Below are 10645 nucleotides of genomic sequence, written 5' to 3' on the forward strand. Positions count from 1 at the left end.
CCTCTCCCCCTCAGGGGGAGAGGGCCGGGGTGAGGGGGGTCACGGGCGCGAATCGCCCCCCGCGGGCCGGGAGAAGGCCTTGACCGTCCAGGCCAGGAGGTAGTGGAGGCCCGACCCGGCGGTGGTGATGCCGGCGGCCACGAACCCCCAGCCGAGCACCGGGCCCAGGGAGAGTCCGGCGCCGTCGAGAATGGCGGCCACCAGGACCACGATCTGGAGGAAGGTGTTCACCTTGCTCAACAAGGTCGGCCGGATCTCGAGCTCCCCGGTCACGGCCCGGTACACCACGGCGCCCCCCAGAATGAGGGCGTCGCGGCCCACCACGAGCCCCGCGAGCCATGCCGGCACTCGGCCCTGCCCGGCCAGCACGACCACGCTTCCCACCACCAGGACCTTGTCGGCAATGGGATCGAGCACGGCCCCGAGCCGGGTTACCTGGTTCCACCGCCGGGCCAGGAACCCGTCGAGGGCGTCGGTCACCCCGGCCACGGCGCACAGCACCAGCGACGCGCCGTAGCGTTCCTCGGCCAGAAGCCACAGGAGGAACGGTACCAGCACGATCCGGCTCGCGGTCAGGGCGTTGGGCAGGTGGCGGTACATGGGCTTCGGCGGAACGGCTAGAAGGTTAGAAAGCTGGGAAGCTGGGCGGCGAAATCCGGTTTGTCCTGCATCCTGGTGGTCCTCTCCATCCTGCGGCCCAGGGCCTGGGGGTCGGAGGACCGCCCGACCATGTTGCCACGGCAGATTCCCTGACCCCTGGAGGGGATCCGTGTCAGGGTCGAACGAACCCGGGGCGCCCCCCGGCGCGACGGCGTTGCCCCCTCACCCCCTCGTCCGAAGGAGAGAGGGGGAACGTAGGAACCACCGGAAAACCATTCACCATTCCCCCCAGCCTTTGGCCCGCCCCCGTTTGACAGGTGGTGGGGTCGCTGTATCCTCCCCCAACCCGTTGCAACTTCGGGGTCGGCGTGGCCGGCCCGAGTCCCTCAGGAGGATTCCATGAAAGTCCGCATCGACTACGACCTGTGCATGGGCGACGGCAACTGCCACAAGGTCTGCCCCGAGGTGTTCGACTACGACGACCAGAAGCTCCGCGGGGTCGTGAAGGTCGACGTGGTGCCGCCCGAGCACGAGGAGGCGGTGCGCAAGGCCGCGGCCGAGTGCGCCCCGGGCGCGATCGTGATCGAGGAGTAGCGCACCCGGCCGGAACCGGGCCCCCACCGGCCGCCGGCAATGCTTTCGAAGGCATTATTACTTCGGTGGCTAAATAGACACGGTCGGGGGCATGGGGCCTGCTGGAGCGCCGGGCGTGGCTCCTAAAGTCGCTGCATCCGGCACTCAGCCAACAGCTGGGACTCTTCCGGCCAAGCGGGCTGACGAAAACGCGTAGGGTTTTCGAGTGGTTTCGTCCATCCGGCTGAGTGCCGGATGCAGCGTAAGCCGGATGCCGCACTCACGCACGGCCGGAAGCAGGCCCCATGCCCTCGCGATCTCCTTGCGCGCATCTATTGACGCCGGGTTAATAGCACTCCCGGTACCGGGTCGGGTCGGGGACCCCCGCCTCCCGGAACCCCTTCTTCCGCAACAGGCAGCTGTCGCACGCGCCGCAGGCCCGGCCCTCGGGGTCCGGGTCGTAGCACGAGTGCGTGAGGCCGTAGTCCACCCCGAGCGCGATCCCCTTGCGGATGATCTCGGCCTTGGTGAGCCGCAGCAGCGGGGCGTGGATCCGGAACCGGTGGCCCTCGACCCCTGCCTTGGTGCCCAGGTTCGCCACCCGCTCGAACGCCTCGAGGAACTCCGGCCGGCAGTCGGGGTAGCCCGAGTAGTCGAGGGCGTTCGCGCCGATGAAGAGGTCGAAGGCCCCGAGCACCTCGGCCCAGGCGAGCCCGAACGACAGGAAGATGGTGTTGCGGGCGGGCACGTAGGTGACCGGGATCTCCCTGCCGATCTCGCCCTCGTCGGCCGGCCGGGGCACCTCGATGTCGTCGGTGAGGGCCGAGCCCCCGAAGGCCCGGAGGTCGAGCCGGATCACTTTGTGCTCCTCGGCCCCGAGGGCCTCGGCCACCCGCCGGGCCGCCTCGAGTTCCACGCCGTGGCGCTGGCCGTAGGCGAAGCTCAGGCAGTGGCAGGCGTACCCCTCGGCCCGGGCCACGGCGAGGCAGGTGGCCGAGTCGAGGCCCCCGCTCAGGAGCACCACGGCCTTGCGCGGGCCGGAGTTCATCGGCCCCACCGCTCCCGGATCCGGCCCACGGCCTCCTCCACGTTGGCCCGGTCGCCGAAGGCCGAGAGCCGGAAGTATCCCTCCCCGCTCGGGCCGAACCCGCTCCCGGGCGTGCCCACCACGTGGCACTCCTCCAGGAGCCGGTCGAAGAACTCCCAGCTCGTGAGCCCGTCGGGGGTCTTGAGCCAGATGTAGGGGGCGTTCACCCCGCCGTAGCAGGTGATGCCGGCCGCGGCGAGCCCCTCGCGGATGATCCGGGCGTTCTCCATGTAGTAGGCGATCTCCCGGCTTACCTGGGCCCACCCCTCGTCGGAGTACACGGCGGCCGCGGCCCGCTGCACCGGGTAGCTCACCCCGTTGAACTTGGTGGACTGCCTGCGGTTCCAGAGCTTGTTGAGGCTCACCCGCTCGCCTGCGGAGGTGCGGGCCGTGAGGTCCTCGGGCACCACGGTGAGCGCGCAGCGGACCCCCGTGAACCCGGCCGTTTTGGAAAAGCTCCGGAACTCGATGGCGCAGCGCTTGGCCCCGGGGATCTCGTAGATGGAGTGGGGGATGCCCGGCTCGGTGATGAACGCCTCGTAGGCCGCGTCGTAGAGGATCACGGCGTCGTGCTCCAGGGCGTACTCCACCCACCGGGCCAGCTGCTCCCGGGTGGCCACGGCGCCCGTGGGGTTGTTGGGGTAGCACAGGTACACCAGGTCCACCCGCTCCCGGGGCAGTTCGGGGATGAAGGCGTTCTCGGCCGTGCAGGGCAGGTACACGATGCCCTCGTAATACCCGCGCTCGTCGGCCGGGCCGGTGCGGCCGGCCATCACATTGGTGTCGTTATAAACCGGGTAGACCGGGTCGCAGATGGCCACCCGGTTCTCCAGGCCGAAGATGTCGAGGATGTTCGCGGTGTCGCACTTCGACCCGTCGGAGATGAAGATCTCGCTGGGCCGCAGGTCCACCCCCAGGGGGGCGTAGGCCTTCTCCCGGATCGCGTCGATGAGGAAGGGGTAGCCCTGCTCGGGGCCGTACCCGCGGAACGTCTCGGGCCGGGCCATCTCGTCCACGGCCGCGTGGAAGGCCTCGACCACGGCCGGCACCAGCGGCCGGGTGACGTCGCCGATGCCGAGGCGGATGATCCGGGCCTCCGGGTGGGCCTGGGCGAAGGCGTTCACCCGGCGGGCGATCTCGGGAAAGAGGTAACCGGCCTTGAGCTTGAGGTAGTGTTCGTTCGCGAGCGCCACGGTACGTTATCCTTTCCGTTCGGGGGAAGACATCCAGCGGGTCGGTTGTGGGTAGCAGAGGTGCCGGCCGCCCGTCAAGGAGGAGTCATGGAGAGGGAGCCCCGACCCACCCGGGTGTTCCTGGTGCGCCACGGCAAGGTGGAAAACCCCGGCGGCGTCCTCTACGGCCGGCTGCCCCGGTTCGGCCTGAGCCCCGAGGGGAGGGAGCAGGCGCGGCGGGCGGCCGAGATCCTGGCGGCGGAGCCCCTGGCCGAGGTCTGGGCGAGCCCGCTTCTTCGGGCGCGCCAGACGGCCCGGGAGATCCTGGCCCGCCACCCGGGCCTCCGGCTCCGGATCTCCCGGCTCCTCCACGAGGTCCGGACCCCCTTCGAGGGCCGGTCCCTGGCCGAGGCCCGGGCCGCGGGGGAGGACTTCTACACCGGGTCGGGTCCCGGGTTCGAGCAGCCCGGCGGCGTGGCGGACCGGATGGAGCGGTTCCTGCGGCGCACGGCCCGGCGGCGGCCCGGGGCCGCGGTGGCCGCCGTGACCCACGGCGACCCGCTCGCGTTCCTGGTGATGCGGCTTTCCGGCCTGCCCCTGGACCCGCGGCGGAAGGCGGCCCTCCAGCCCTGCGGCATCCCCGACGGGTACCCCCAGCCGGGGTCGATCGTGCTCGTGGAGGTCATGCCCGACGGCCGCGCCCGGGTGGCGGGGTATCGACGCTCGGACGCTCGAACGCTAGGACGCTGGGACGCTAGGACGCTGGGACGCGAAAAGCTTCGGTGATTCCAGCGTTGGCGCCGGTGCCTACCTTGTGGGAGCGTCCCCCGAGGCCGCGACGCATTTCCTTTCGGGCCTTCGGCCCGGATCGCGGCTACGGCAGCGCCACGGCGCGGTGGAACGCTTCGGCGAGGTCGTAGTCCGTTCCGGCGGCCGCCTCCCGGGCCTTCTGCCGGAGCCACTCGGCCGGATCGGCGAAGGGGAGGCCTGTGAGCTGGCTTCGGTGGCACCGGAGGGCCTCCACCTTTCGGTCGAACACCCCGGTGATGTCCACCCGGTGGTTGGGGTCCTCGCTGGCCCAGCACCAGACCTCCCGCACCTTGTGGGGCCGGAGCCCCTCGGCCAGGAGGTCGGGGTAGGCCAGGGGGTCCCGGGCGTAGGGGAACACCGCGTCCAGCACCACCTGGCCCACCATCCGGTGGTCCCGGTGCCAGAGGTACCGGCGGTAGGGGTCCAAGGTCAGCACCACCTCGGGCCGGAAGGCCCGGAGCCACCGCACGATCTCCTTTCGGAGTTCGGGCGTGTCCTCCACCCCCTGGTCGGGATAGCGGAGAAACACCACCTCGGCCACGCCGAGCACCCGGGCCGCGGCCCGCTGCTCGGCCTCCCGGGTCCGGGCCAGTTCCCGCGGGTCGGCCGCCGGGTCGTCGGTGCCCTTCTCCCCGCTCGTGACGAGCAGGTACCCCACGCGGCGGCCCTCCGCGGCCCAGCGGGCCACGGTGCCGCCGGCCCCGATCTCGGCGTCGTCGGGGTGGGCCGCGATCACGAGGAGATCGACGGGGGAGACGTCCTTCGGGTTCGACGACGGGGTGGGGGGCACGGTCGGGTCTCCTTTCCGATTGCCTGAAGCGGGTGGGGGGTTGGTCCCGGTAGCGCCTTCTCACGCCGGTGCCAACCCGGTAGGCCGGCGCACGGGTGGCGGAAGTTCCTGATTTTTCCCAGTAACTTCCTGCTAGGACGCCAGGAGGCTAGGACGCTGGGACGCTAAAATCCTTTGTGATTCCAGCGTTAGCATCTGTCCCGACCCGTGGGAGCGGCTTCCAAGCCGCGACGCCCCTTCTTTCGGGCCTTCGGCCCGGAATCGCGGCGTGGACGCCGCTCCCACCCCCGAGCCCTGCCTCTGACGTTACTGTCCTGCGTCGCGGGGCCCACAGGGCTCCTGGGGATCTTCCAAGGCGATCCAAACTTGGTGGGGGCGCGGCGACGTGAGGAGCCACGTCCGGCGCTCCAGCAGGCCCCATGCCCCGGACCGTTCCTATTCAGCCGCTGGAGCAATAGCATCACCCTTCCGCCGCCCGGGCGGTGCGGGGGCGGAGGAGGTCCAGGTAGAGGGTTTCCAGGCGGCCGGAGGCCTCGGCCCACCCGAACCCGGCCACGGTCCGGCGGATGCGGTCCGGGTCCCGCTCGAGCGCGGCGGCGCCGGCGATCGCCCGGGCCAGCGCCCCGGGGTCCTCCGGGGGGCTGAGGGCGCCGTTCTGGCCGGGGACGATCGCCTCCTCGGCCACCCCCACCCGGCTCGCCGCGACGGGGGTCCCGCAGGCCAGGGCCTCGAGGATCACGAGGCCGAAGCTCTCGTACCGGCTCGGCACCACCGCGGCGTCGGCCGCGGCGTAGAGGGCCGGGAGGTCCGCCTGGGGGCGGGGGCCCAGGTACCGCACCCGACCGTCCACCCCCGCCGCCCGGGCCATGGCGCGGACCCGCAGGGCGTCGGGCTCCCCCTCGCCCCCCACCACCCAGAGTTCCCACGGGAACGGCAGTCGGGCCGCCGCGGCCAGGAGCACGTCGAGCCCCTTCACCGGGGTGATCCGGCCGACGTAGAGGAGCAGGCGCCGATCCCGGGGCCTGGGCGCCGGGGGCACCGGGCGGAATCGCCCGGGATCGACCCCGCAGGGCACCCGCGCCGGAGCAAGGCCGGGGAACACCGCCGTCGTGGCCTCGTGTTCGGCCCGGCTCGGCACCGTGACCCGGCCGGCGGTCCGGGCGAGGCGCGCCTCGGCCCGCACCCGGGCCGGGGGCTCGTCCTCCCCGCAGGCGAGGGCGTTCTTGGCCGCGGCGAGGGTGTGGAAGGTCACCACGTGGGGCACCCCCCAGGCGCGGGCCAGGACCTCCCCCGCGAGGCCCGAGATCCAGTAGTGGCTGTGCACCAGATCGTAGCGGGCCCCCGCCCGCCGGCGGAACGCCTCGATCCGCCGGGCGATCGCCGGCACCCGTTCCGGGAGCCCGGCCCGGTCCGGTGCCCCGGGGTCGAGTTCCACCAGCCGTACCCCGGGGGAGAGTTCCTGCACCCCGTTTCGCAGGGCCCCCGGGGGCGAGGTGAACACGTCCACCCGGTGCCCCCGCAGGGCCAGGTGGCGGGCCGCCTCCCGCACCACGACGCTCATGCCGCCCGTGTCCCGGGCGCCGAGCCGGCCCAGGGGGCTCGAGTGAAGGCACAGGAGCGCCAGGTGAAGCGGCGCGGGGGAGGAAGGAGAGCGGGTCATGGGCGCACCGTCAGGCCCAGGAGCGGCACGGGCCGGCCGCCCAGGCGGAATTTGTAGGGTTCGTCCCCCCGCAGGAACGAGTACCGCCGGCAGCCCCGTTCGATGGCGTCTCGGATCGAGAAGGTCTTGGCCACCAGCCCGGCGCTGCGGCCGGCCCAGGCGGGGGCGAACCCGTTGTTGTAGAGATAGGCCGTGTCGTCCCAGGTGAACCCGAAGGTGGCCGCCACGGGTTCGCCGTCCACTTCCAGGACGCCGAGGTCCAGGGCGCCCGCAGCGGCCAGAACCCGCGCGATCCGCTCGAAAAACGCCCGGCGGGCCGGGGTGAGGAACGCGCCCTTGTCCGGACGGCTTTCGGCGAACAGCCGGAAAAACACCGTAAGGTCGGCGTCCGGCCTCCGGGACCGGCGCCAGGTCACCGAACCGGCCTCCCCGAGCCGCCGGATCTTCCGGCGGACCTCGTGGCGCTCGTGTTTGGGGAGCCCCGAAAGGTACCCCTCCCAGGTGGGGGGAAGGGGCATCTCCACCGTGACCCCCGCGGGCGTCGTTCTCACCTCGCAGCCCGTGGCCCGGGCCGCCCGAAGGAGGTCCGCGTCGGGGCGCACCGCCTCGGCCGTAAGCCGACGAACCCCCCGGTCCCGCAGGAGGGCCCGAACCCCCTCCCAGCCCTCCCGCTCCCGGCCGGGAGAGACCGCCAGGTCGGCGTAATCGCACAGGTCGGGGCTCCCCGCCACCCGGGCCTCGTCGCCCCGGAGCACCACCGGCAGGGCGGCGATCGGGGTGTTCCCCTCCCGGGGCACGATCCAGGTCACGGAATCTCCCCGCCCGACGGTGGACGCCCAGGCGTCCACCCAGCCCGGGGTCGTGAAGGGGGCCGGCCAGCGAAGCCCGCCCCGTTCCGCCTCCCCCAACACGCCGTCGGGGACCGCCCGAGCCTCGGCCGTTTCCGTCACGAGAGCCTCCAGCGGGGCCCCTCGGGGGTGTCCTCCACGGTCACCCCGGCCCCGGTCAGGGCGTCGCGAATGGCGTCTGCCTCGGCCCAGCGCCGGTCCTTTCGGTACCGCTCCCGGGCCGCCACCAGGGCCTCCACGAGGGGGGCGAGGCAGGCCTCGGCGCTCGGTGGCCGCCGGAGCACCTCGGCCCCGAGGAGCACGATCGCCTCCCGCAGGACCTCCCGGGCCTCGGCCCGGGCCGCCTCGTCGGGCTCGGCCGCCACCCGGCGGTCGAGATCCAGCAGGCTCTCCACGGCGGCCCGGGCGTCCCCCCGCTCGAGGGCCTCGTGGAACCGGGCGTCGAGCCGGTGCACCTCGTCCCAAAAGCCCGCCTGCTCCCCGGTCGGGGCGACCTCCGCTGCCGGCCCCGGTTCGGCATCCGGGCCCGCCGTGCCGCCGATCTCCTCGAGGAGTTCGGCCAGGGGGAGCCGGGTGCCGGCCGGGTAACGCCGCTCCCGGCCGTCGCGGCGAACCGTGAGTCCCCCGATCCCGCGCACCTCGGCCTCGCCGGCCCCCAGGTCCAGGATGGCGGCCGTGTGCTCGTCGAGGCCCAGGATGCCCTGTCCCGGGGGCAGGCGGGCCTCGAGGTCCCGGAACCGGGGTTCCCCCATGTAGCAGAACCGGGTGTCGTGGGTGCCGCCCTCGGCGTTGTTCCAGTGGGGCACCACCACGAGGTCCAGGCCGAAGGCGCCCAGGAGATGGAGGCCCTCGGCCCAGAACGGTTCCTCCCCCACCTTGTAGATCTCGTACACGGGCAGCGTGAACCGGCCCACCGTGAGGGCCGCGGCGCTCGCGGCCACGAGGCATGCCCCGGCCCGGATGCGCTCGGTGAGGATCTGGGGAATCGGGGTGTCGCGCCAGTGGCGGAGCGCGTAGGTGGGGCTCCCCGGCCCCACGAGCACGTAATCGGCCGTGCGGAGCGTCCGAAACGCCTCCTCGGCCTCCAGGGGGGAGACGTCGCGCCGGCGAAACGAGGCCACCTCGAGGGGGTGGCCCACCCGATCCCGGAAATAGGCCTGGGCCTTCTCGGCGATCTGGTCGGCGTTCAACTGGAATCCGGCCGGGGTGTCCAGGAACACGGCCCGGGGCCCGGCCCGGCGCAGGAGGGCCTTGTGGACCTCCACCATGGTGGCCGTGAACTCGCCGGACCCCATGAGGGCGATGACGCCCCGGGCGGGCTGTGGGTGCTGGCTGGCTGGCATGCTGCTCCGGGTTGAGTGGGAACCCCCGCTCCGCGGTGCTTTGCAGACCGTGGGGCGGGACGGCCGGGTCAGGGCCCAGTGTGGGAGCGGCGTCCACGCCGCGATCCGGGCCGAAGGCCCGAGGGGAACGGCGTCGCGGCTTGGAAGCCGCTCCCACAGGGTGGGCCGGGTGAAGCTGCTGACACATCGAAAGATGTCGGCTCCCCAGCAGCCCGGCCTCCCCATGGTCTGGGGGAGCGGGAACGGCGGGTCGCCCTCCGACCGAAGACCGCAGACCGCGGACCGCCGGCCGAAGTCCCAAAGTGTACCCGGAAACTCCCGTGCCACCAAACGGGCTATTTCGTGCTACCGGCCCGGGTGGCCTGGACCAACCCCAGGAGGACGAGGCCGAGGCCCACCAGGGCGCCCGGGGGAAGCGCCTCGCCGAAGGCGAGGTACCCGATGCCGAGGGCGAACACCGAGCCCAGGTAGGAGAGGTGGCTCACCCGGGAGGCCGGTTCCAGGTGGTAGGCCCGGGTCAGTTGGACCTGGGCCGCCTGGGTGAGGAGCCCCACGGCCACGAGCCAGACCCACTGCCATCCCCGGGGCCACACCCAGTGGGTGAGGGTGTAGGGCCCCACCACGGGCAGGGTCACCAGGGGGAAGTAAAGGACGACCACGAGGGGATCCTCGAGCCCGGCCAGGCGCCGGACCAGGTTGTAGGCCAGGGCCGAGAGCAGCGCGGCCGCGATCCCGATTCCCAGCACGGCCCAGCCGACCCTGGGGTCGAACCCCTTCAGGAGCGCGACCCCGGCGAAGCAGGCGACGAACCCGACCCACTGCCGGCCCGAGGCGGCTTCCCGGAGCCAGAGCCCCGAGAGGGCCACGGTGAACAGCGGCGAGAGGTACTGCACGGTCACCGCGGTGGCAAGCGGCATGTGCTGGAGGGTGTAGAAGTAAAGGAGGAGGGCTGCCGTGCCCGCGGCCCCCCGGGCGAGGAGGAGCCCCTTGTGGGTGCCCCACGGGCTTCTCCCGGCCCGCCGGAGCATCCAGCCGCAGGCCACGAGGGACACCAGCGCCCGGAAGAACACCACCTCGTGGGCCGGGATGGGCCGCAGGTGCTTGACCAGGGCGCCCATCACGGTAAAGAGGAGGGTGGCGAGCACCATCCGGCGCTGGCCGGGGGAGAGGATCACGGATTCCCTCGCCCCGCGGCCCGGTCGACGATGGCGTGGAAGGCGGCCCGGGGTGTGAGCACCTGCACCCCGTGGACCTCCCGGTCGAGCAGGGGGCCGAAATGCCTCCGGTCTCCGGTGACCAACCCGTCGCAGCGGGAGGCCACGGCGGCCGCCAGGATGGGAAGATCCTTGTCCGGAAGTCCTGTTCCCCCGAGCCGCTCGAGCAGGGCCGGGGGCGGTTCGGGCCCCAGGGAAACGAGGGGAATCAGGCGGTTCCAGTCCGGGTTCCGGCCCGGCGTTTTTCGCAAGAGGTTGCGACGGGCCTCCTCGGCGGCGAACGCGGAGGTGAAGAGAGCGCAGAACCCCGCTTCGGCCAGGGAGAACAGGGCCCGGGAATACCCCCCGGGGTTGTGGGCGGCCGTGAACAGGACGTTGGCGTCCAGGAAGAGGGAGGGCCTCATCGCCGGGATCCGAGGAGGCTCGCGAGGCGCTTGCGGTCCTCTTCGGACATCTCGTCGCCGGCCAGAAACTCCGCGACGCGTTCGTCGGAATAGGTTTCGAGCGGATAGACCGCGGCCGCCCGGATCACGATGGCCCCGTCGTCC

The 10645-nt window shown here is 72.5% G+C and carries 11 protein-coding genes; 2 read left to right on the forward strand and 9 right to left on the reverse strand.

Features of this window, described 5'->3' with window-relative positions; all coding sequences use genetic code 11:
- Positions 1–39: 39 nt before the first annotated feature.
- On the reverse strand, positions 40–600 hold the full coding sequence (locus tag ACY0I8_RS12905) for a CDP-alcohol phosphatidyltransferase family protein (protein WP_459943230.1): 561 nt from the start codon (positions 598–600) through the stop codon (positions 40–42).
- A 399-nt stretch (positions 601–999) separates the two neighbouring features.
- On the opposite strand from ACY0I8_RS12905, the gene ACY0I8_RS12910 reads away from it, so the two are divergent.
- Positions 1000–1194, forward strand: coding sequence for a ferredoxin (locus ACY0I8_RS12910; RefSeq protein ID WP_461395072.1), 195 nt, complete (start codon positions 1000–1002; stop codon positions 1192–1194).
- Between the two features lie 325 nt (positions 1195–1519).
- On the opposite strand, the gene queC is transcribed toward ACY0I8_RS12910, so the two are convergent.
- Entirely contained in the window at positions 1520–2221 is a 702-nt protein-coding gene (gene queC, locus ACY0I8_RS12915; protein ID WP_461395073.1) for a 7-cyano-7-deazaguanine synthase QueC, read from the reverse strand.
- Positions 2218–3453: an LL-diaminopimelate aminotransferase gene (locus tag ACY0I8_RS12920; protein ID WP_461395074.1), complete on the reverse strand. Its 1236-nt coding sequence runs from the start codon at positions 3451–3453 to the stop codon at positions 2218–2220. The genes queC and ACY0I8_RS12920 overlap by 4 nt, the downstream gene beginning before the upstream one ends.
- Positions 3454–3540: 87 nt before the next feature.
- Here ACY0I8_RS12920 and ACY0I8_RS12925 point away from each other — a divergent pair, with 87 nt between their 5' ends.
- Positions 3541–4218 carry a histidine phosphatase family protein gene (locus ACY0I8_RS12925; protein WP_461395075.1) on the forward strand — a complete coding sequence of 226 codons (678 nt, stop codon included), beginning with the start codon at positions 3541–3543 and terminating at the stop codon, positions 4216–4218.
- Positions 4219–4306: 88 nt separating this feature from the next.
- Here the strand turns inward: ACY0I8_RS12925 and ACY0I8_RS12930 are convergent, their stop codons facing one another.
- From ACY0I8_RS12930 to ACY0I8_RS12955, 6 genes are all read right to left on the reverse strand, one after another.
- A complete protein-coding gene (locus ACY0I8_RS12930; RefSeq protein ID WP_461395076.1) occupies positions 4307–5032 on the reverse strand; it encodes a PIG-L deacetylase family protein in 726 nt (241 codons plus the stop codon).
- Positions 5033–5492: 460 nt separating this feature from the next.
- Positions 5493–6692: a glycosyltransferase gene (locus ACY0I8_RS12935; protein ID WP_461395077.1), complete on the reverse strand. Its 1200-nt coding sequence runs from the start codon at positions 6690–6692 to the stop codon at positions 5493–5495.
- Positions 6689–7642 (reverse strand): GNAT family N-acetyltransferase, encoded by a 954-nt coding sequence (locus tag ACY0I8_RS12940; RefSeq protein ID WP_461395078.1) that lies wholly within the window; start codon positions 7640–7642, stop codon positions 6689–6691. The genes ACY0I8_RS12935 and ACY0I8_RS12940 overlap by 4 nt, the downstream gene beginning before the upstream one ends.
- Entirely contained in the window at positions 7639–8883 is a 1245-nt protein-coding gene (locus ACY0I8_RS12945; protein ID WP_461395079.1) for a CysS/YqeB C-terminal domain-containing protein, read from the reverse strand. Before ACY0I8_RS12945 ends, ACY0I8_RS12940 begins: the two co-directional genes overlap by 4 nt.
- A gap of 335 nt (positions 8884–9218) precedes the next feature.
- Positions 9219–10058 carry a DMT family transporter gene (locus ACY0I8_RS12950; RefSeq protein ID WP_461395080.1) on the reverse strand — a complete coding sequence of 280 codons (840 nt, stop codon included), beginning with the start codon at positions 10056–10058 and terminating at the stop codon, positions 9219–9221.
- Positions 10055–10501 carry a PIN domain-containing protein gene (locus ACY0I8_RS12955; RefSeq protein WP_461395081.1) on the reverse strand — a complete coding sequence of 149 codons (447 nt, stop codon included), beginning with the start codon at positions 10499–10501 and terminating at the stop codon, positions 10055–10057. Before ACY0I8_RS12955 ends, ACY0I8_RS12950 begins: the two co-directional genes overlap by 4 nt.
- Positions 10502–10645: the final 144 nt, after the last annotated feature.

The organism is Deferrisoma sp., from assembly GCF_054681715.1.